This window comes from Ruoffia sp. FAM 20857 (assembly GCF_045528645.1).
Classification (GTDB): domain Bacteria; phylum Bacillota; class Bacilli; order Lactobacillales; family Aerococcaceae; genus Ruoffia; species Ruoffia halotolerans.
On the sequence record NZ_JBGQRB010000001.1, the window covers coordinates 104935 to 126777 of the forward strand.

Genomic DNA, 21843 nt, shown 5'->3' on the forward strand with positions numbered 1-21843 from the left:
GCGATACTATGGAAACTCAAAGTGTCACTTCCACGCAGAAAATCAATAAATTAAGAAGGATTCACATTAAATTTCCTACCTAAACCAAAAAAACGACTCAACCGCATAGGATTGAGTCGTTTTTTGCTATTTAAACTCTTTAAAGTAACTTGTGTCGTCTTGTTGAGTCAGTTTACGGAATTCATCGCGCGTTTCTTGAGGTAACGATCCACCGAAGTCCATAAATTCGATTAAATCTTTGAAAGCGCGTCTCGGAATCGCTAAATCAGCCAGCTCATCTAATTCAAAGCCAAGTCTGATGTCACCTTCTTTACCAATTTCCAATTTTTGAACAAAATCTGGTTCAGTAACAAACACAGATGACATTCCGATCATGTCAGCATTTTCTAAAGCTTCTAGTGCTTTATCGGGGTCATTTATCCCACCTGTTGCTATGACTGGAACACGTCCATTAATATGATCATAAACTGCTTTGTTAACTAATTCGCCTTCGTGTTTTCCAGCGCGGGCAGTTGCTTTATAAATGTCGCGCCCCCAGCTAGCAATCGCATAGTATTGAATATCTGACACTTCTAATAGCCAATCAAAATATTGATTAAACTCATCTACAGTATAGCCAACTTCAGATCCACGCGTTTCCTCAGGTGTTCCTCTAAAGCCAAGAATAAAGTTTTCAACACCTGACTCATCAATAGCACCTTGAACAGCTTTCATCACTTCAACACCGAAACGTGCACGATTTTCCAATGTTTGAGAACCGTATTCGTCATCGCGTTCATTTGAGAAAGGTGAGAAGAACTGTTGTGGTAATAGGCGTTGAGCATTCGAAATTTCAACTCCGTCAAATCCAGCTTCAATGGCACGGCGTGTCGCGTCAGCATATTGTTGAATCACGTGGTTAATTTTTCTTTTAGACATAGGTAAAACTTCGTGTTCAATCGGAGTTTTTAAACTCATTTGGCTTGGACCATATACTACGCCGTAATCGCGCAAAGTTACTTTCGCAAAACGACCGGCATGAGTTAATTGTAGTATGGCTTTCGCACCATCTTTTTTCATAGCTTCGGCCCATTTAGATAAACCATAGATATAACTGTCGTCACGAACACTCGGTCCAAACTCGAACAATTGTGCATAATCTTCGATATACGCAGCAGTTGTTATTTGAAGAGGCGCAGATTTGCTACGTCTTTCGGCATAAAGAGTTTCTTCCTCAGTGACATAGCCTTCACGGGATGATGCATTCGTTGTTAATGGATTTAACGAAAAGCGGTTAGCAATCTCAATTCCATTAGGTAAACGCAAGGGTTCGAAAAGTGGCGCATATTTTTTGTTAATTTGGTTTGACATTTGATCCTCCTATTAATTTATATTATATCAATTGTATCATAGAGATAATAAAGCGACCACTCACACGGTTACAAAATAACTCATATTAGTACCACTATGAAAGGGATTTCAGTATAATAAAACAAGATAGGTTGCTGCTTTATATGGAAGGGTGGAAATAAAAATGAAAAATATGAAAAAAAGTTTAGTCATGTTACTTCTATTCACGATGTTTGGTCCCCTAATAAATCATGTTCATGCAACATCAGAAACAACAAGCACAGACTTTGAAATGATACCTGATTGGGCACTCACATTGTTTGAAGACACAGCTCAGGAGAATAAAATGTTAGATCAAGCTTGGGAAGATTATCAAACTGCTATCGAAGAGTATCAATTAGCAGATTTAGAAACAATGGATCCAGGAACATCTTACACTCAAGTTCTTGAAACATATAATCCAGATGAGGATATTGAAGTTGCTGAGGAATCGGCAGAAGATGGAACTGCAACGATTAGTTTTATTTATCGGGCTGAAGAAGGGGATTTAAATCCGACCACCGGTATTGAAGACTGGGCTCAAGTTGATTTTTATTTTGTGAATGAGAATTTAATTTATACGGGGATTACTACTTTATCACTTGCCTTTATGGCAGACGGATTAGTTTCAACTACTGACCATTCAGCTCTAGTATCTGACAATGCAAGTGTGGATGAATTGGTAGAGGTTGAAAATTTTGAATTAAATGGGTTTGGACAAATAAAAGTAGACGGTGAGTATGCGTACGGAGTAGGCTATCCAAAAGAGTCAACAAATATTGGCGAAGGTGGTTTATTAATTATTCAAGATGGGCAAGTTGTGGGTGACTCAACAGCTACTTTTGAAGATTTAATGGCCTATAGTTTTTCAGGATTCATATATTTAATGCTTGTTTCGCAAGTGGATAATCAAGTCTTTGAACCTGCGCAATAAATAAAGAGGAGGTCGTTTATGCTTTCAGTTGGAATTATGTCGGGGACATCTTTAGACGGAATTGATGTCGCCTTATGTGAAATATTAGGCTCCGGAACGGATACGAGTGTGCGTTTAATTGAATTTGATACGTATGATTTACCTCAAGCAATTCAAGAAAAAGTTCGTCAATGTGCTGCAAATGAGTTCATTCGACCAGCCGATTTGTCATCGCTAAACTTTGAATTAGGTGAATTGTTTGCTGATGGAGTTAAACAAATTTGTCAAAAAGCTAGGATCGAAACAACTGAGTTGGACTTTGTTGCCAGTCACGGTCAAACAATTTACCACCATCCTTTTCCTAATAATGAATACGTTGCAAATACAATGCAATTGGGTGAAAGTGGCGTCATCGCAGCACGTTGTGGCTGTACAGTGATTAGTGATTTTCGCGTGATCGATGTTGCATTAGGTGGGCAAGGAGCCCCTTTAGTTCCATATTCTGAGTACGTAGTGTACGCAGATAAGAATAAATCCAGAGGTTTACAAAATCTTGGTGGCATAGGAAATATTACAATCGTCCCAAATACAATGGATTCCAACGATATTGTAGCATTTGATACAGGACCAGCAAATATGATGATTGACTCGGCAATGAAACATTATTTTCAGAAAAACTATGATAATGGGGGAGAATCAGCCTTGAGTGGTGAATTCATTCCTCAACTCCAAGCTGAATTGAAAGGTCATCCATATTTAAAGTTACCCATTCCAAAATCAACAGGTCGAGAAATGTTTGGCGATGATTATGTGGCGCCTATATTAAAAAGATATAAATCAAGTAAAGCAGAAGATGTCGTGGCGACACTAACTTGGTTCACAGCGTATTGCATCAGTTATCACTACTACGAATACGTAGAGAAAATACATACTCTCGATGAATTAATCATTTCTGGTGGGGGAAGTCATAATAAAGCCATAAGAAAGTACTTGTCAGAATTAATGCCAGAAGTGTCTATTTTAGTTCAGGAGGATATTGGGTTCAATTCAGATGCGAAAGAAGCGATTGCGTTTGTTATATTAGCCAACGAAACTCTTCATAAACAACCGTCAAATGTCCCAAGTGCCACTGGCGCTTCAAAACCAGCCATCTTAGGTAAAATTCAATACGCACCTTAAATATTATAATAGCTCAACAAGCTCAAAATCTTGTTGAGTTTTTTTGCTGATTATTGAAGAAAATTTCATTTATTTTTAAAATACACGAAATGATATTTCAATTTAAGTAAATGTATGTTATTATCAATGTGTGAAAACGTATTCATTAAAAATGAGACAGGAGCGATGAAATGGAAGAAATTATTTTCGAGATTATTTCTAATGGAGGCAATGCGAAGTCATTAGCCTATGAAGCAATCGAAGCGTCAGAAAAAGGGGAGTACGAGAAAGCCGAGGAATTACTTGTTGAGGCGAATGAGTTTTTGAAAAAAGCACATAAAGTACAAACAAGCATTATTACGGATGAAGTGAATGGAAACCATATTACGGTTTCAGTTTTATTCGTCCATGCCCAAGATCACTTGATGACTGCGATGGAAGTAAGGGATTTAGCGAATATACTCATTAGACAGAATAAACGATTGAATGAGTTGGAGAAGAAATTAAGTTAAGCATAAAAGGTGAAAGGTGATGATGATGGCTAAAAACAGATCAGAAACAAAAGCAAGAACGCAAGTTCCAACACTCAGTTTCAAAAATGCCTTTTTACTGATGTTGTATATATTTATAACATTTACCATTGGAATGACTATTATTGAATACATTCCAAGAAATATGCTTTTAGTAGTAATTACACTATTAAGTCTAGTCATTGGTTATGGTATAGGTTTTATCCAAGAAAAAATTCAAAACAAAAAGAAATTAGGTAAAGCTTTTCTTTGGTTAGGGGGCGTGTTTTCAGTCTTAGCTTTTGTCATGTTATTTGGAATTTATTATGCTGCTGTCTTATTTTAAGGAGGAATTAGAATGAAAATATTATTAGTTTGTGCCGGTGGAATGTCGAGTGCCATTGCTGCGAAGTCGTTAAAAGAAGCAGCTCAAAAAGATGGATTGGATTTTGAAGTAAATGAAATAAGTACTTCTGCCTTTTCTGATGAAGTAGGAAGAGAGTATGATTTAGCATTAGTAGCACCGCAAGTGCGTCACAGATTTGATACGTTTAAAGCAGATGCTGACAAAGCCAATGTGCCAATCTTATTAATTGCACCTAAAGGTTATTCACCCATCGGTGGGAAATTTTTATTAGAGCAAATTAAAAATGAAGCCAGTGATTTATTCAACTAAGGAGGATAAAAAATGTTTGAAAACATAGCGAATTGGATTGATTCACATCTTTCGACACCGATGGCAAAATTAGGTGAGCAACGTCACTTAAGAGCCATTCGTGATGGTATTGTTGCGACATTACCGATCATTATTGTTGCTTCTATGTTTATGGTTATTGCCTTTTTACCAAACTCATTACCTGAATCATGGGGTATTTCAAATTGGATTATGGAGAGTCAATTCAAGATTCTATTACCTTATAGAATGTCAATGTACATTATGACCTTATACGCTGTCTTTGGTATTGGGTATTCTTTAGCAAAATCTTACGATTTAGATGGTTTATCAGGCGGGATTTTAGCAGAATTAGCTTATCTATTAACTGTCATCCCGGTGATGATTCCTGCAGTCACTGATGGCGTGACTGAATTAGCTACACAGAATCCTGAATTGGCAACTTATTTAGAACAAATTCCAGCTGGCTTTAATATTCCAATGGCAAATCTTGGATCCGGTGGGATGTTTATCGGGATACTGAGTGCCTTCTTCGCCGTTGAAGTATATCGATTTACTCAACGTAGTGGTTTCAAGATTTCTATGCCAGAACAAGTTCCTGCTTCAGTGGCACGTTCATTTGAAGCCCTAACGCCAACTGCTATTATTCTAATTGTCGTATCAGCGATTACAATGTGGATGGAAATAGATGTTCACGGAATTATTGCAACATTTATGGAACCACTTATTTCAGCTTCTGACTCATTAGGTTCGGTATTACTATTAACGTTCTTAACGAATTTCTTCTGGATCTTTGGTATTCACGGTGCATCCATTGTTGGATCTTTAGCTCGACCTTTATGGTTAGTCCTTTTAGAGCAAAATACAACCGCATTAGCTGCGGGTGAAGCCATTCAGAATACAGCTCCAGAGCCATTTTATCAATGGTTTATCTATATCGGTGGTGCAGGAGCAACGATTGGTCTTGCATTATTACTTGCGTTCGCAACTAAATCTACTTATGGGAAAACCTTAGGTAAAACAGCGTTAGTTCCAGCAATCTTTAATATTAACGAGCCATTAATCTTCGGGGCACCAGTTGTCTTGAACCCAACATTAATGATTCCATTCACGGTTGCTCCAATGGTGAATGCTGTAATTGCCTGGTACGCAACAGAATGGGGATTTGTCAGTCGAACAGTCGCAAGTGCACCGTGGACGTTACCTGGCCCAATAGGAGCCTTCCTTTCTATGGGGAATGACTGGAGAGCAGCAGTACTAAATATTGTCTTAACACTCATCGCTGTCTTAATTTATTATCCATTTGTTCGTACTTATGACAACCAATTATTAGCCGAAGAACAACAAGATACAAGCGCAGAATAAAATATCATCACACATTCAAACGTCCTATTAATCTAGGGCGTTTATTAAGTAAAAAGGTAGGTAATTATGAGAAAACTAGGAATATCAATTTATCCAGAAAAAGATGACAGTCAACGTATCAAAGAATATATTAAAGCCGCTTCAGAAAGTGGCTTCAGTCGAATCTTTTCATGTCTTCTATCAGCTGATGGTAACAAAGATCAAATCATATCTGAATTTATAGAAGTGAATCAGTATGCTAAAGACCTTGGCTTTGAAATTATTGTTGATGTGGCCCCTCGTATCTTTGAGAAGTTAAACATAAGTTATGATGATTTATCATTCTTTAAAGAGATTGGAGCCGATGGCTTGCGTTTAGACATGGGCTTCACCGGAAGTGAAGAGGCTTTAATGACTTTTAATGAGCAAGATTTGCTGATTGAGATTAATATGAGTAATAATGTACATACGATTGATACCATCATGGACTATCAACCTAACCAATATAATTTAATCGCTTGTCATAACTTTTATCCACACCGTTATAGTGGTTTAGGAATCGATTTCTTCAAAGCATGTACAAAGCGATTTAGCCAATATGGGTTAAGAACGGCAGCCTTTATTACAAGTCAGAATAAAGATACATATGGACCTTGGCCAGTCACGGATGGTCTGCCAACATTAGAGATTCATCGGGAATTACCTTTAGATGTTCAATTAAAACATTATATTACATTAAACCTCATCGATGATATAATTATATCTAACTGCTTCCCAACAGAGGACGAATTACAAAAAGTAAAAGAATTAGATCTAACAATGCCGGTATTTAACGTTGATCCAATTGAGAATTTACCTGAAACTGAGACAGCTATTTTATTCGATACATTGCACTTTAACCGAGGCGATATCAGTGAAAATATGATTCGCTCTACCCAAAGCCGAGTAAAATACAAAGGACACCAGTTTGATGTCATAAATCCAGTAGAAGTCATCCGACGAGGTGATGTCATTATTGAAAGTAGTGAGTACGGACATTATGCTGGAGAATTACAAATTGCCCTCAAGGATATGAAAAACAGCGGTAAGAGTAATGTTGTAGGAAGAGTAAGAGAAGAGGAAATGTTTATCTTAGATGATATAAAACCTTGGCAAAAATTTAAACTTCAAGTAAATCGTTAATATTATAGAAAAGTGGTGAGGATTGTTTGGCTGAGACAAATATTATTGGCTTGATAAAATCAATCAAAGAGAGTTTACCTAAGGCGGAAAAGAAGATTGCTCAAGCAATTATAGATGCACCAGAAGACACAATCTATCTTTCAGCTAAGCAGTTGGGAGAAAAAGCGGGTGCCAGTGCTCCAACCGTGGTTCGTTTTTGTAGACGCTTAGATATTGATGGATATACCCAGTTGAAACTAATGATTTCCAGCGAATTATCAAAATTAACCGATTCAGGTTACTCTGATATAAGTGAGGATGAGAATTTTTATGAAATTAAAGAAAAATTATTGGGAAATGCGCATCAATCTTTAGTTGATACAACATCATTAATTAAAGAAGAAGAAGTCAATGCTTCCATTCAGCAAATTGAAGAGGCAGATGTTATTTATGTATATGGGGTGGGATCTTCTCACCTCGTGGCAGAAAACTTTGCCCAAAAGTGGCGCCGTATTGGCAAGATAGCGATTGTTGAAAAAGATGCACATGTGATGATTACTCTCATAACAGGGAACCAACAAAAGGCTCTTTTCGTGGGTATATCTAACTCGGGTGAAACAAAAGAAGTGATAAAGTTAATGCAACTTGCAAATAAAGCAGGTTGTCAGACGATGGCGATTACACAGTTTGGAAAGAATAGTTTATCTGAAGAAGCCGACGTAACGTTACGCCATGTTAGAGCGAATGAACAATTATATCGTAGCGCGGCGACTGCTTCTCTGCATGTACAGTTTTATGTCGTGGATATATTATTTCACACTTATGCATCAAAACATTATGAAGATGCGATTGATCGAATTTTGCTTTCACGTAAAGCGATTAAAGATTACAATGACTAATTGTTTAACAGCCTATGCTTTGAGCATAGGCTGTTTCTTTATGCGAAACAATATATATGTTGCAATCAATCATCATATGTCTTTTATATAATGCGTATTATATAATTGTATTTATGACGCATTAAATAATTTAGGAGGCATAGATTATGCAACATGTATACGATTTTAATGAAGGAAGCCTAGAGATGAAAGAGTTATTAGGTGGTAAAGGGAGTAACTTAGCTGAGATGACGCGCTTAGGTTTACCAGTACCTAAAGGCTTTGTCATAACGACGGCAACATGTATCGATTATTTGGAACATGGTGAGGAATTGGATTCAATGACACAATCAGAGATAAATGCTGCATTAATTCGCTTGGAGGAAAGTTCAAAGAAAGGATTTTCTGACACAGAAAATATACTCTTAGTTTCAGTTAGAAGTGGTGCGACGATTTCAATGCCAGGAATGATGGATACAATATTGAATGTAGGCTTGAATGATGCAAATGTTGCTTGCTTTGCACAAATCACACAAGATGAACGCTTTGCTTATGATTGTTATCGTCGACTTCTGCAAATGTATGGGAATGTTGTGTATGGTATTGATATGAAACACTTTGATAATATTTTAAATCAAGTTAAAAGAAATAAACGTTATAGCCAAGATTTCGAATTAACAGCTGATGATCTAAAAGATATGATTTCGCAGTATAAAGAAATCTATATAAATCTTGCTGGTAAAGCATTCCCCCAAGATGTCAAAGCACAAATTATGGGTGCGGTTGAAGCGGTGTTTAAATCATGGAATAATGATCGAGCCAAAATTTACCGAAAATTAAATAATATTCCAGATTCAATTGGAACAGCAGTAACAATTCAAGAGATGGTATTCGGTAACAAGAACAAAGAAAGTGGTACGGGTGTTCTTTTCACAAGAAACCCATCAACAGGAGAAGACCAATTATATGGCGAATTCCTATTGAATGCTCAAGGTGAAGATGTAGTGGCTGGAATTCGCACACCCATCTCTATTAACCGTTTAAATGAAAGTATGCCTGAAATCTATACTGAATTACTAGACATGACTAATAAATTAGAACAGCACTATAAAGACATGCAAGATGTGGAATTTACAATCGAAGACCGAAAGCTACATCTACTGCAAACTCGTAATGGAAAAAGAGGAGCAAAGTCAGCATTCAAAATCGCCGTCGATTTTGTTAATGAAGGCATCTTAACTAAAGAGGAAGCATTATTAACGATTGATCCAGAATCGATTAATCAATTATTACACCCGACTTTTGATGAGAAAGATTTAGCTCAAGCTGAATTAGTGACAGACAATGGTCTGCCAGCGAGTCCAGGCGCAACGATGGGACATGTAGTATTTGACGCTGTAACAGCAAAAGAATGGTCGGCACTAGGTAAACCTGTCATCTTAGTACGTCACGAAACTTCTCCTGAAGATATTGAAGGAATGAGTGTCAGTGAGGCAATCGTTACAAACCATGGTGGGATGACTTCTCATGCAGCCGTTGTTGCCCGAGGCATGGGAAAATGTTGCGTAGCAGGTTGTGATGTACTTGAGATTAATGAAGAGCAGAAGTCCCTGCATTATCCTGGTGGTAGTTTAGTTGAAGGGGATATCATCTCAGTCGATGGGGACACAGGATCACTCTATGTCGGAGCAATTCAAACTCGAAATTCAGATTTAGATGAGAATTACCATACTGTGATGTCTTGGGTAAATGACATTGCGACAGTAAAAGTGCGTATGAATGCCGAAACGCCTTTAGATATTCAAGCGGGCTTAGACTTTGGGGCAACAGGAATTGGACTTGTTAGAACAGAGCACATGTTCTTTCAACCAGAACCTTTGAGAGAATTACGTCGCTTTATCCTTTCTAACAGTGATAAAGAAAGAAAAGATGCAATAGGCTCGATTTTAATCCATCAACAAGGTGACTTTAGAGAGATTTTTGAATTGATTCAAGATAAACCAACGGTAATACGTCTCCTGGATATGCCTTTACATGAATTTCTACCAAATTCTAAACAAGATATTGAACTTGTTGCAAGCCAACAAAACGTTTCAGTTGAAGATATTTCGCAAAGGCTGACAGGTTTGAAAGAATTAAATCCAATGCTCGGACACCGTGGTTGCCGCTTAGCAATGACTTACCCAGGATTATATTTGATGCAAGCAGAAGCAATCATGTTAGCAGCTATTGAGTTAAATAGTAAAGGTATAGCCGTTAAGCCTGAAATTATGATACCATTAGTAAGTACAGAGCGTGAAACGGCTTACCTAAGAGAAATTATTCAAGTGCGAATTGAAACTATATTAGAAGAACATCAAGTTCAAGTACCGTATACAATTGGAGCGATGATTGAAACACCTAGAGCAAGTTTAATTGCGGACAAAATTGCGCAACACAGTGACTTCTGTAGTTTTGGTACAAATGATTTAACACAAATGGCCTTTGGTTATTCACGAGACGATGCTGGGAAATTCTTAAACCAGTATGTGAATGAAGGTGTACTTGCCTATGACCCATTCCAACGTGTGGATGAAGAAGGTGTCGGTGCTTTACTGAAGATAGCGATTGAAAATATTAAGAAAGTAAATTCAACAATGAAACTTGGTATTTGTGGTGAGCACGGAGGAAACCCAAAATCAGTAGAATTATTTGCGTCATTAGGATTTTCTTACGTGTCTTGTTCACCTTACCGAATTCCGATCGCTCGAATGGCAGCAGCTCAAAGTGCAATCAAATTAAATCAATAATCAGGTATATTTAGATGGTAAAGTGAGGGAATAATATGAATTTCACACAACGGCAGAAACAAATTGTTGAAATTGTTAAAAGCAAAGAACCGGTAAGTGGTGATGTTATTGCTGAAGAGCTTGGTTTAGCGAAGTCGACGTTGAGAAGTGACTTGGCTGTATTAACGATGACCGGGGTTCTGGATGCTAGACCGAAAGTCGGTTATATCTACTCAGGACTTGAACCTCAGTCACTTTTGTTTGAGCAATTTAATCAGTATAAAGTGGCGGATGTGATGATTCAACCCGTCATTGTTTACCCGGACACAAAGGTAAATGATGCAATTACTTCATTATTCATGTATGATGTTGGCTCACTTTATGTAGTGGATTCATCGTCGAAAAGTCTCATCGGAGTTGTATCAAGAAAAGACTTACTAAGAAGTTTGCTTGCAGGCCAAGCTGAAAAGACTGCAGTCGCAATTGTCATGACCAGAATGCCTAACATCATTGCGGTTACATCAGAAATGACGGTGCTGAAAGCGGCGGAATTAATTTCCAAACATCAGATTGATTCTTTACCGGTAATTAGTTCAGACGATCAGGTTATTGGCAAGATGTCTAAGACGAATATAATTGATTTACTCGTTGAGTTAAGTTCAGAGGAGGATGCTTAGTGCAAGAAAAATATCACCAAACATTTTATATTATATCAGATTCAGTTGGAGAGACAGCGATTAGGGTAACAAATGCCGCACTGGCACAGTTTCCGACTTTCACTGATTCAAGTGTTAAACGATTTCCATTTATTAATACGTTAGAAGAATTAACTGAGATTTTAGAAGATGCACTAAAGCATCATGCCACAGTCGTTGCAACCTTAGTTAATGAAGACTTACATTATTTTACAAAAGAATTTACCCAAAAGAATGACTTGTTCTACTTTAATCCGATTCATGATTTAATACAGCATATCTCAATAATCACTAACAAAGAACCGAGTGAACAGAGTGGAAGTTTACATAATTTAGATGATCAATACTTCAAGCGAATTCAAGCTATTGAATTTGCAGTTAAATATGATGACGGAAAGAACCGACGCGGTTTTAAATTAGCTGACATCGTCATCTTAGGAATTTCTCGTTCATCTAAGACACCTTTAAGTATGTATTTAGCTAATAAAGGCTACAAAGTTGCGAATCTACCCATTTTTCCTGAAGCAAATATCCCACGAGAAATTTTTGAAATTCCAAAAGAAAAGATATTTGGCTTATCAGCATCGCCTAAATACATTAGTGATATTCGTAAAGGAAGAGTAAAGTTTCTTGGACTTGATGAGAATGCGACCTATTCAAGTCTTGAACGTGTGAAAACTGAACTAATGTTTGCGAACGATTTATTCGATAAAGTTGATGCTCATATTGTCAGCGTAGAAAATCAATCGATCGAAGAAATGGCTGAACATATTATACAAGAATATAAGAAATATCAATTGAATGATACTGAGAAATAAACACGAGAACCAGCGATTTATAGCTGGTTCTTTTATTTTTAGATAAGAAATCGTATTCATAGATTTATTTGAATGGTTTACTTGAATTCATTTAATAACTCGCTTATAATTAACAAAGTTAACTATTAACAAAGTTAAGTTATTTAAGGAGGTGTTATAGTGAAAAAGCGTCATTTAGTGCATCAGATGTACAACATGTCGCAAATGTTTTCTAGAGCTGCAGAAGTTCAAGGTCGATCAGTGATGTCAAAAAGCGAGTTCAAGATACTGTTTCATGTATGGAAAACTCATCGAGAAGAAGATAAAATGTTGACCTCTCGTGAATTAGCTACTTTAATGAACGTATCTTCACCAGCAATATCTAGAACGGTCAAAGGCTTGGTTCAAAAAGAATGGCTGATTCAAGAAGATGACCCAGATGATCGCCGTAATATCTTTCTTAAATTATCAGATGAGGGAAAAGAAAATTATGAGCGAGCCATTCAACATATGGAAAACTCAATGAAAATTATTTTCGATGAGTTTTCTGAAGAAGAGATCCGTGTCTTTCTCGATACAGGAGCTCGACTGACAAAAGTCTTAAATAAAATAAAAGAGGAAAGTGAGGAATAGTAATATTATATGAAAAATTTAATTAATCATTTAAAACCTCATTGGAAATGGGTTATTATTGCCCTTGTTGCGCATTTTATACAAGCATTCACAACGCTTTTGTTACCAACTTATACGTCTAACTTAGTTGACGTTGGGATTCAAAACAGTGGTGTGGAATTAGCAGTACCATTAAAAATGACAGCCGATTCAATGGCGGAATTCGAGATGTTATTATTACCTGAAAAACAGGAATTAATTGAAGAGCATTATACACAAGATGGAAACGGAAATTATACAATTAAAAGTTCCGTTGAAGAAAACGAAGAAATGATGACAGCTTTAAGTGAATCTTTTGAGGTTCCTTTAGCTATGTATCAAACAATCTCAGGGATGTCTGAAGAAGAATTAGCAGCGACAGCTCAAGAAAGTGACAGTTCAGAAGTGAAGGACTTATCTGGTATGCGTGATGAGTACGTTGAACAAATGAATACACTCGGACCTGCGATGGTGCATTCAACAGCGATTCAATCAGTTTTAGAAGCAACTGAAGAAGCTGGAGGAGACTTAAGTAGTACTCAAATTAACTACGTCTTAACGCAAGGTGGACAAATGTTACTGATTGCCTTAGTTGCATTCGGTGGCGGAGCACTTGCAGCTTATGTAGCAGCAGTCGTTGGTGCGAAAGTCGGAAGTACTTTAAGAACAAAATCTTACGAAAAAGTTCTTCAGTTCTCTAATGAAGAGATGGAGAAATTCTCAACGGCTTCACTGATTACACGTGGGACAAACGACGTGCAACAAGTACAAATGGTGGTAACAGTATTCTTTAGAATTGTGTTATTCTCACCAATGTTAGCGATTGGGGCATTAATTTATGTATTCCAATCACAAATTTCAATGTCTTGGATTACGATTTTAGCCCTATCACTTGTCGGAGTTCTTATGGGAATTCTTATGAGTGTTGTTATACCAAGATTTAAAGTGTTACAAAAACAAATTGACAGAGTGAACTTGTTTGCCAGAGAGATCTTAACTGGGCTACAAGTTATTCGTGCATTTGGTCGACAAGATTTAGAATCTGAGCGCTTCGATGGCGCGAACCAAGATTTACGTAATAGTTATATCTTTGTTGGTCGTACAATGGCATTAATGAACCCAATCCTATTACTGATTGCCAATGGTATTTCAGTCTTAATTATTTGGGTAGGTAGCCACCGTATTGGTGACGGCTTAATGCAAGTAGGTGAGATGATGGCATTTATCACTTATACAATGCAAGTCATCTTCTCATTCTTTATGTTAACGATGATGTCAATTATGATTCCGCGTGCGATCGTTTCTGGGGAACGTATCCAAGAAATACTTGATACACCGTTATCTATTAATGATAAAGAAGACATAAAAGTAATTGAATCACCAAAAGGTGTCGTAGAATTTGATAACGTCAGTTACAAATTTACTGGTGCAGATAATAATGTAATTAATAACATTAGCTTTACTGCAGAACCAGGTAAGACAACAGCAATTATCGGAGGTACCGGTAGTGGTAAATCAACGATTTTAAATCTATTAATGAGATTCTATGATGTTTCAGAAGGATCAATTAAGATTGATGGCGTTGATATCAGAGATATTAGTCAAAAACAACTCCGTGATATCATCGGATACGTACCGCAAAAAGCCGTACTATTCTCAGGTACCATTGAAAGCAATATTGGATACGGTGTTGATTCACTTTCTGATGAAGTGATGCATGAATCGGCTGATATTGCTCATGCAACTGAATTTATCGAAGAAAAAGAACGTGGCTTTAAAGAGCGTATCTCACAAGGTGGAGGTAATGTGTCTGGTGGGCAAAAACAACGTTTATCAATTGCTCGTGCCATTGCAAAACAACCTAAAGTGTTCATCTTTGATGACAGTTTCTCTGCTTTAGACTACAAGACCGATGCATCACTACGTCAAGCTTTAAGTGAAAAAGTTTCGGATGCTTCAATGATAATTGTTGCTCAACGTATTAGTACGATCCTTGATGCTGAGCAAATTCTTGTTCTAGATGAAGGTAAAGTTGTTGGATTAGGTAATCACTTAGAATTAATGGAAACAAGCGAAGTTTACCGCGAAATCGCAACATCTCAATTATCTCAAGCCGAATTAGATAATTATGAAGAACAATTTAAACAAGAGAGGGAGGGAGAATAATGGCAGATAAAGATACTCAACAAGAAGAAAAAGTACAAAATCAACCAAAAGTTGCTGGACCCCGTGGTCAAGGCGCCGTAGAAAAACCAAAAAACTTTAAAGATAGCTTACTTCGAATCTTTAAAGAAGTATTGAATTTTAAATGGGCAATATTACTTGTCTTTTTTACGACTATTCTCTCTGTATTATTTAATATTATTGGTCCTCGTGAATTAGGTAAAGCCACTTCAACATTATTTGAAGGTGTATTAGCTGAAGTTCAAGGAACAGGTTCGATTGAATTTAATGTTATCGGTAGAATCTTATTAACAGTATTAGCCTTATACGTAGTGAGTTCAATTTTCAACTGGGTTCAAGGTTTTGTAATGACAGGTGTTACGGAGAATGTCACTTACGGTTTACGTAAAAAGATGTTAGATAAGATTGATAATATGCCAATGAAATACTTTGAATCTCACTCACATGGTGAGGTCTTATCAAGAATTAGTAACGATATCGATACACTTGGAGCTTCATTATCACAGAGTTTTGCTCAATTATTAAACTCTATCATGACAATGCTTGGTATTGCGATTATTATGTTTACAATTAATTGGATACTCGCTTTAGTTGTATTAATTGTCGTACCAATTAGTTTAATTACAATTCGTATACTAATTAATGTATCTCAAAAATACTTCCGTCAACAACAAGTATCCCTTGGTGTAATTAACGGACAAATTGAAGAAAACTTCTCAGGGCAAAATATAGTTAGAGCATTTAACCAAGAAGATAATGCTATTGATGTCTTTTATAAAGATAATGCTAAACTAGAAGAATCTGCGTGGAAATCACAGTTCTACTCAGGTGTCATGTTCCCATTCATGCGTTTCTTACAAAACTTTGGCTATGCTGCTGTTGTAATGGTTGGGGCATACCTTGTAATTATTGGTATGATTCGTGTCGGGGTTATTCAAGCCTTCACTCAATACGTTAACCGATTTACACAACCTATCACTCAGTTAGCTCAAATTGTAACTTTATTACAAACAATGGTTGCAGCGGCAGAGCGTGTATTTGAATTCTTAGATGAAGAAGAACAAGATCAAACAACAGGTAATGCTTTAGATATTGAAAATGTACACGGTGATGTATCATTTAACCATGTTCAATTTGGATATAATCCTGATCAAGTCATCATTACAGACTTTAATGCCGATATAAAAGCCGGACAAAAGGTTGCCTTAGTTGGTCCGACAGGTGCTGGTAAATCAACAATGGTTAAGCTGTTAATGCGCTTCTATGATGTTGATAACGGATCAATAAACTTAGATGGTGTTGACGTTAAAACGTATAGTCGTGCTAATTACCAACGTTCAATTTCGATGGTATTGCAGGATACTTGGTTATTTAACGGAACAATTATGGAAAACATTCGTTACGGTCGATTAGATGCCACGGATGAAGAAGTGATTGAAGCAGCAAAAGCTGTTCATGTCCATAATTTCGTTAAGAACTTGCCTGGTGGCTATAACTTTGAAATTAACGAAGAAGCTTCAAACATCTCTCAAGGTCAAAAACAACTTGTGACGATTGCAAGAGCTTTATTATCAGACCGTCCAGTTCTTATTCTTGATGAGGCGACAAGTTCAGTTGATACACGTACTGAAATTCTCATCCAACAAGCGATGGACCGTATTGTAGAAGGTCGTACAAGTTTTGTTATTGCTCACCGTCTTTCAACGATTAAAAACTCTGATTTAATTCTATACATGGAAAACGGAGACATTGTTGAACAAGGGAACCATGACGAATTAATTGCTAGAGGTGGCAAATATGCAGATCTTTACAATAGTCAATTCGCTTCAGGTGGTTCACCGTTTGAGGAATTTGATGATTAAAGTCAATATTGAATAAGCAAAAGACATGAACAAATCGTTGTTCATGTCTTTTTTATATGCAAAAACTTCGATATATTTGAACTTAAGTTTATATAAAGCTTATAATATAAGTATCAAAGAAGATAGGAGCGTTTACAAATGAAGAAAATAATAAACGTCATACTTGTTACTCTATTAATTGTCTTAACTATGGGGCCCTTACCGGCAAAAGCACAAGAACTTGCTCCAGATGATGTCTTGTTAAATGTGATTAATGGATTGAAAGAAATTGAATCCTTTAAAGGTGACTTTGAAGGTAATATGGATTTAATTTATCCTGAAGGAAAGATGGACTACACTGTTGATGGAAGACTTCAAGTCAAGATAGCGCCCGAACTTGAAGTAGGTTTTGATTTAGACGCAACGATGAACGCTGAACATAACGATGGGTCGACAAAGGATGAAACATATCACTTACTAAATTATATCATCGATGAAACAATGTACACATTTGAAGAAGATTCTACTAAAGAGGGTGAAAGTGAATGGGTCACTGCTGACCTTACTACGGTACTCGGTATGCCAGCGGAACAAATTACTACTCAATATCAAATGCTTGTATCAGTCATCGAAGGATCAATTCGTAGTTATTATATTCCGTCTAGGGTGCATCAGTTATTAAGTGAGAAAACGACGGTAGAAGAGAATGATAATGGCTACACTGTCACAATTAACTCTTTCGAAACAGAAGAAGAATGGATTGAATTCTTTGAAGCCTTAGAAGAGTTAGGAATGACTGTGACTCAAGAAACAGTGGATTCGGGTGTTGAGATTAGTAATCAAATTGAAAATTATGAAGGTCAAGCTATTGCTTTGGCTGATGGATTAAATTATACAATTACCGTCGAAATGGATGAAGATTATTTTATTACAGCGATTCAAGTGATGGTTGATTCGGATGTTCAAACACTCGAAGAAGCTTCAGCATCTGAACCTGATCCGGACATGCCAGAGTCATTGCAAGTAGAATTTAATTATAATGTCACTGACAAAAACTTTAATGAAAGTATTGAAGTGCCTGATGAAGTTCCAGTGGGAGTAGCTTCATAGAATAAATAATGAAAACAATATAAATTAAAATATTATTAGAATTTGATGTTGATTTCGTGTGAGTAGTCAGGTATACTGTTTGAAACAGAGAAATGAGGTTAGGAACATGCAACAATCATCCCATACATTAAAATCAATGTATTTTAGCTACTTTAGATAGCGTTCATACCACCTAGTATGAACGTATAACGAAAGTTCATATCTATGGAGGCTTGATATTGTTGTGTCTTGGCCGCTTAGAGTATAAATTAAGCGGACCTCCTAAAATGGCCAGTTTCGAGAACTGCTTAGTTTATGCTAAGCAGTTTTTTTGTTGAAAAGTTATAAAAAAGGGGAGTGTAAACAATGTCAAATTCTATTTCAAAAGGATTTAAAACTAGTGAGATTATCTCAATCGTCATTAGTTTACTTATATTAGCTCTAGCTGTTTTGAATTCAACGATGCAAATTGGTTTATTCAATATTCCAACCGTTACTTTTTCAGTTCTAGCTATTTTTGCTAGTAGCTTGGTATTGTGGCTGTTTGTTGCCATTGATTGGCCAAGTATTTTATGTTTAATTTGTTTAGGTTTTCTACCTGAAGTCACTTATGGACAAATTTTCCAGCAGTCATTTGGTAATACAACGTTTGTCTTTTTATTCTTTACGTTCTTAGTGACACACGCCTTAGAACAAACATCATTTTTAAAGCGTGTTTCGGCATGGGCAATTAATAGTGCTTGGGCTCAAGTGAGTCCTTGGAGATTTGTTTTTGCTTTTCTATCGGTGATGTTATTAATCAGTACGTTCGTTTCACCAACGATCTTATTTATGATTGCCTTTCCAATCTATGAAGAGGTTATGACCCAATTCGGATTAGAAAAAGGGGATAAGCAAGCTTCGAAATTATTAGTCGCCTTATATGCTTCAATAGCTATTGGAACAGCGATGACGCCTATTAACCACGTGTTCGCAATTACTGCGATGGGGCTATATGAAACGGCCTACGGAACGGCGATTACGAATGGTCAATATATGAGTTTCGCAGTGCCAGCAGGCTTAACAATTTTCTTAATTCTTTTAGTCTCTCTAAAGTGGATTTGGCGAATGGATTTATCTAACGTAAAACTGGGTGAGATTGCTTCATTATCAGATTTACCAAAAGCGGATAAAAAGGAAAAAGCAGTCGTTTCGATCTTTAGTGGAGTAGTTGCTTTATGGTTATTACCAGAAGTATTAGGCTTTATCTTACCTGGAGTGGCAGCCTTCCTAAAATCAGCGGGAATTGCCTTTCCACCAATGATCGGTTCTTTAGCTTTAGCAGTAGTTCACGTAGATGGGAAGCCCTTAGTTAAGTTACAAGAGGGAATTTCTAAAGGTGTGTTCTGGCCGAGTTTACTCATCGTAGCCGCGACACTCACTTTAGGTAGTTTCTTATCAAATCCTGATATGGGTGTGATTACATTAATCGAATCATTCTTAACACCATTGTTAGTTGGCTTGTCACCATTATTAATGGTATTAGTTTTCATTCTTTGGGCAGGCTTCCAAACAAACTTCTCATCAAACTTAGTAACTGTGTCGGTTGTTACTACTATTGTTATAACAATTGCAGGTTCACAAGTAGATTTACCAATTAACGTGGCTGTAGTTGCGAGTTTAATTGGATTCATGGCGTCACTTGCATACATGACACCACCTGCAATGCCTTATATTGCTATCTCAATTGGATCTGGTTGGACCACAGCTAAAGATGCTTTATTATATGGTTTTTACTTATTATTATGGAGTGCCGCAAGTGCGGTATTGGTAGGATATACATTAGGAAGCGTATTTTTAAGTCAATTATCATAGGAGGAATAATATGTTAGAAAAACAAAGAGCAACCATCGACCGAATTGATCGCGAATTGGTAAATTTATTTGAAGAACGAACGAAAACGGTTGAAGAAGTAGCTGAAATTAAATTAGAGAACAATATGGAAATCTTAGATAGTGGCCGTGAAGCGGTCGTTATCGAGAAAGTACAAAGTTACTTAGAAGTTGATTCTTTAAAAGGTGAGTTAGCCGATTTATATGAGAACATTATGCGCATTTCCAGAGGTCATCAACAAGAATGGATGAGTAAAAGAAAGTCGTAAGAGATAGGATAAAGGAGCAGTTTTATGAAAATAAATCCGAATTTTAATCGCTTACCTGGGAATTACTTATTTAATCATATTGCTGAGAAAGTTTCAGCATTCAAAGAAGGCAATCCTGACTCAGAAGTTATCAAATTGTCTATTGGTGATGTCACTCAACCTTTACCAAGGGGAGTGGATGAAGCAATGACTCAAGCAGGTCAAGAACAATTGAATTCTGAAACTTTCAAAGGCTATGGGCCAAGTACTGGCTATCCATTTCTTAAGCAAGCGATTATAGAGCATAGTTATCAAACATTGAATATTGATTTATCAGAAGATGACTTATTTATATCAGATGGTTCAAAGACAGATGCAGGAGCCATTCAAGAGTTATTTAGTCTGGAAGCTAAGATTGCCATTGGTGATCCGGCGTATCCAACTTATATTGATAGTAATGTTATGGCGGGACGCTTAGGACATTATGATGATATGAGTCAAAGTTGGTCTGAATTAATAACGATTCCGATGACGGTCGATAATCACTTTCAAGCGGTGCCAGATTTTGATGAAGGCGAGCAGCCAGATGTGATATATATTTGTTCACCGAATAATCCCACGGGTGTCGCTATGACGAAGGATCAACTGCAAGAATGGGTTGACTATGCGATTGAGCATGAAAGTGTCATAATTTTTGATGGGGCTTATGAATCCTTTATACAAGATGATCATATCCCGCATTCCATCTATGAATGTGAAGGGGCTAAGCAATGTGCGATTGAAATGCGTAGCTTTTCTAAGACAGCGGGCTTCACGGGTATGCGTATAGGTTATACTGTCATACCTAAAGAACTTGTGATTGAAGGTCAATCATTGAATGCCATGTGGACGCGTCGCCAACCAACGAAATTTAACGGTACCTCATATATCATTCAACGCGCGGCATTAGCGACTTTCGAACCGGAAGTTAAAAAAGAGTTGAAGGATAATATTGTATATTATCAACGTAATGCTCAGCATATGGTTGATGCTTTCAATGATGCAAAAATTGAACATTATGGTGGGGTAAATGCGCCATATATTTGGTTGAAATCACCGAGAGACTTATCTTCTTGGGAATATTTCGATGAATTACTACAGGAAAGTCAAGTTGTCATCACACCAGGTTCTGGCTATGGGGCTAATGGTGAAGGCTTTATGCGACTGACTGCCTTTGGAACATATGAAGATACAGTTGAAGCGACTCAAAGAATCGTCGAAACTTATTATAACGCCGATTGTAAAATTAAGCTAGACAACTAAAACAGCCATTTGTGGTACACTCAACTTGTAATTCCGACCAAAGAATACAAAGGAGTGACCACAAATGACCTACACCCATCTTACCACGGATGAACTGGTGATGATAGAATCATATTACCACCAACATATTCCGGTCTCGACCATTGCCAGTCGTTTAAAACGTTCTAGAACACCTATTTATAACGTCATCAACTTCTTAAAAGAGGGCCATACCGCCATTGAGTATTACCAACAATATAAGAAAAACAAACAACGGTGTGGTAGATGTAAGTGTGTCCTTCCTGCAGACCAACAAGTCTACATTAAAGAAAAAGTCTCACAGGGCTGGACACCCGATGTCATTATCGGGCGTAAAGAAAAACCCATTGACTGTTCCATGCGGACGCTTTATCG

The 21843-nt window shown here is 37.0% G+C and carries 20 protein-coding genes; 19 read left to right on the forward strand and 1 reads right to left on the reverse strand.

What is annotated here, in order from left to right:
- Positions 1 to 126: 126 nt before the first annotated feature.
- The gene (locus ACEN4N_RS00500) at positions 127 to 1350 is read right to left on the reverse strand and encodes an NADH-dependent flavin oxidoreductase (RefSeq protein ID WP_407089596.1); all 1224 of its coding nucleotides are present in this window, start codon (positions 1348 to 1350) and stop codon (positions 127 to 129) included.
- 163 nt (positions 1351 to 1513) lie between these two features.
- Between ACEN4N_RS00500 and ACEN4N_RS00505 the strand changes: the two genes are divergently transcribed.
- From ACEN4N_RS00505 to ACEN4N_RS00595, 19 genes are all read left to right on the forward strand, one after another.
- Complete coding sequence (locus tag ACEN4N_RS00505) at positions 1514 to 2302, forward strand: hypothetical protein (RefSeq protein ID WP_407089597.1); 789 nt, start codon at positions 1514 to 1516, stop codon at positions 2300 to 2302.
- An 18-nt stretch (positions 2303 to 2320) separates the two neighbouring features.
- Entirely contained in the window at positions 2321 to 3460 is a 1140-nt protein-coding gene (gene anmK, locus ACEN4N_RS00510; RefSeq protein ID WP_407089598.1) for an anhydro-N-acetylmuramic acid kinase AnmK, read from the forward strand.
- Positions 3461 to 3630: 170 nt separating this feature from the next.
- Positions 3631 to 3951 carry a PTS lactose/cellobiose transporter subunit IIA gene (locus ACEN4N_RS00515; RefSeq protein ID WP_407089599.1) on the forward strand — a complete coding sequence of 107 codons (321 nt, stop codon included), beginning with the start codon at positions 3631 to 3633 and terminating at the stop codon, positions 3949 to 3951.
- Between the two features lie 19 nt (positions 3952 to 3970).
- Entirely contained in the window at positions 3971 to 4294 is a 324-nt protein-coding gene (locus ACEN4N_RS00520) for a hypothetical protein (RefSeq protein ID WP_407089600.1), read from the forward strand.
- A 12-nt stretch (positions 4295 to 4306) separates the two neighbouring features.
- The gene (locus ACEN4N_RS00525) at positions 4307 to 4624 is read left to right on the forward strand and encodes a PTS sugar transporter subunit IIB (RefSeq protein ID WP_407089601.1); all 318 of its coding nucleotides are present in this window, start codon (positions 4307 to 4309) and stop codon (positions 4622 to 4624) included.
- Positions 4625 to 4636: 12 nt separating this feature from the next.
- Entirely contained in the window at positions 4637 to 5986 is a 1350-nt protein-coding gene (locus ACEN4N_RS00530; protein ID WP_407089602.1) for a PTS sugar transporter subunit IIC, read from the forward strand.
- Positions 5987 to 6052: 66 nt separating this feature from the next.
- Complete coding sequence (locus tag ACEN4N_RS00535; RefSeq protein ID WP_407089603.1) at positions 6053 to 7147, forward strand: DUF871 domain-containing protein; 1095 nt, start codon at positions 6053 to 6055, stop codon at positions 7145 to 7147.
- A 26-nt stretch (positions 7148 to 7173) separates the two neighbouring features.
- Positions 7174 to 8025 (forward strand): MurR/RpiR family transcriptional regulator, encoded by an 852-nt coding sequence (locus ACEN4N_RS00540; RefSeq protein WP_407089604.1) that lies wholly within the window; start codon positions 7174 to 7176, stop codon positions 8023 to 8025.
- Positions 8026 to 8171: 146 nt separating this feature from the next.
- A complete protein-coding gene (gene ppdK, locus ACEN4N_RS00545; RefSeq protein WP_407089605.1) occupies positions 8172 to 10793 on the forward strand; it encodes a pyruvate, phosphate dikinase in 2622 nt (873 codons plus the stop codon).
- 35 nt (positions 10794 to 10828) lie between these two features.
- Entirely contained in the window at positions 10829 to 11449 is a 621-nt protein-coding gene (locus ACEN4N_RS00550; protein WP_407089606.1) for a helix-turn-helix transcriptional regulator, read from the forward strand.
- Entirely contained in the window at positions 11449 to 12285 is an 837-nt protein-coding gene (locus tag ACEN4N_RS00555; RefSeq protein WP_407089607.1) for a pyruvate, water dikinase regulatory protein, read from the forward strand. The genes ACEN4N_RS00550 and ACEN4N_RS00555 overlap by 1 nt, the downstream gene beginning before the upstream one ends.
- 159 nt (positions 12286 to 12444) lie before the next feature.
- Positions 12445 to 12897, forward strand: coding sequence for a MarR family winged helix-turn-helix transcriptional regulator (locus ACEN4N_RS00560; RefSeq protein WP_407089608.1), 453 nt, complete (start codon positions 12445 to 12447; stop codon positions 12895 to 12897).
- 9 nt (positions 12898 to 12906) lie between these two features.
- Positions 12907 to 15081, forward strand: coding sequence for an ABC transporter ATP-binding protein (locus tag ACEN4N_RS00565; RefSeq protein WP_407089609.1), 2175 nt, complete (start codon positions 12907 to 12909; stop codon positions 15079 to 15081).
- Positions 15081 to 16961, forward strand: coding sequence for an ABC transporter ATP-binding protein (locus tag ACEN4N_RS00570; protein WP_407089610.1), 1881 nt, complete (start codon positions 15081 to 15083; stop codon positions 16959 to 16961). The genes ACEN4N_RS00565 and ACEN4N_RS00570 overlap by 1 nt, the downstream gene beginning before the upstream one ends.
- A gap of 138 nt (positions 16962 to 17099) precedes the next feature.
- On the forward strand, positions 17100 to 18050 hold the full coding sequence (locus ACEN4N_RS00575) for a hypothetical protein (protein WP_407089611.1): 951 nt from the start codon (positions 17100 to 17102) through the stop codon (positions 18048 to 18050).
- A 345-nt stretch (positions 18051 to 18395) separates the two neighbouring features.
- Positions 18396 to 19883 (forward strand): SLC13 family permease, encoded by a 1488-nt coding sequence (locus ACEN4N_RS00580; RefSeq protein ID WP_407089612.1) that lies wholly within the window; start codon positions 18396 to 18398, stop codon positions 19881 to 19883.
- Between the two features lie 10 nt (positions 19884 to 19893).
- The gene (locus ACEN4N_RS00585) at positions 19894 to 20169 is read left to right on the forward strand and encodes a chorismate mutase (RefSeq protein ID WP_407089613.1); all 276 of its coding nucleotides are present in this window, start codon (positions 19894 to 19896) and stop codon (positions 20167 to 20169) included.
- 24 nt (positions 20170 to 20193) lie between these two features.
- Positions 20194 to 21450: an LL-diaminopimelate aminotransferase gene (locus tag ACEN4N_RS00590; protein ID WP_407089614.1), complete on the forward strand. Its 1257-nt coding sequence runs from the start codon at positions 20194 to 20196 to the stop codon at positions 21448 to 21450.
- Positions 21451 to 21514: 64 nt separating this feature from the next.
- Positions 21515 to 21843: transposase (locus tag ACEN4N_RS00595; protein WP_407093483.1), on the forward strand; the 329-nt coding region annotated here is incomplete at its 3' end.

Bases quoted from the DNA above. Each gene is read 5' to 3' on its own strand.
- ACEN4N_RS00500 (WP_407089596.1), bottom strand. From the start codon at position 1,350: ATGTCAAACCAAATTAACAAAAAATATGCGCCACTTTTCGAACCCTTG.
- ACEN4N_RS00570 (WP_407089610.1), top strand. From the start codon at position 15,081: ATGGCAGATAAAGATACTCAACAAGAAGAAAAAGTACAAAATCAACCA.
- ACEN4N_RS00565 (WP_407089609.1), top strand. From the start codon at position 12,907: ATGAAAAATTTAATTAATCATTTAAAACCTCATTGGAAATGGGTTATT.
- ACEN4N_RS00525 (WP_407089601.1), top strand. From the start codon at position 4,307: ATGAAAATATTATTAGTTTGTGCCGGTGGAATGTCGAGTGCCATTGCT.
- ACEN4N_RS00530 (WP_407089602.1), top strand. From the start codon at position 4,637: ATGTTTGAAAACATAGCGAATTGGATTGATTCACATCTTTCGACACCG.
- ACEN4N_RS00505 (WP_407089597.1), top strand. From the start codon at position 1,514: ATGAAAAATATGAAAAAAAGTTTAGTCATGTTACTTCTATTCACGATG.
- ACEN4N_RS00585 (WP_407089613.1), top strand. From the start codon at position 19,894: ATGTTAGAAAAACAAAGAGCAACCATCGACCGAATTGATCGCGAATTG.
- ACEN4N_RS00515 (WP_407089599.1), top strand. From the start codon at position 3,631: ATGGAAGAAATTATTTTCGAGATTATTTCTAATGGAGGCAATGCGAAG.
- ACEN4N_RS00550 (WP_407089606.1), top strand. From the start codon at position 10,829: ATGAATTTCACACAACGGCAGAAACAAATTGTTGAAATTGTTAAAAGC.
- ACEN4N_RS00575 (WP_407089611.1), top strand. From the start codon at position 17,100: ATGAAGAAAATAATAAACGTCATACTTGTTACTCTATTAATTGTCTTA.
- anmK (WP_407089598.1), top strand. From the start codon at position 2,321: ATGCTTTCAGTTGGAATTATGTCGGGGACATCTTTAGACGGAATTGAT.
- ACEN4N_RS00590 (WP_407089614.1), top strand. From the start codon at position 20,194: ATGAAAATAAATCCGAATTTTAATCGCTTACCTGGGAATTACTTATTT.
- ACEN4N_RS00535 (WP_407089603.1), top strand. From the start codon at position 6,053: ATGAGAAAACTAGGAATATCAATTTATCCAGAAAAAGATGACAGTCAA.
- ACEN4N_RS00580 (WP_407089612.1), top strand. From the start codon at position 18,396: ATGTCAAATTCTATTTCAAAAGGATTTAAAACTAGTGAGATTATCTCA.
- ppdK (WP_407089605.1), top strand. From the start codon at position 8,172: ATGCAACATGTATACGATTTTAATGAAGGAAGCCTAGAGATGAAAGAG.
- ACEN4N_RS00520 (WP_407089600.1), top strand. From the start codon at position 3,971: ATGATGATGGCTAAAAACAGATCAGAAACAAAAGCAAGAACGCAAGTT.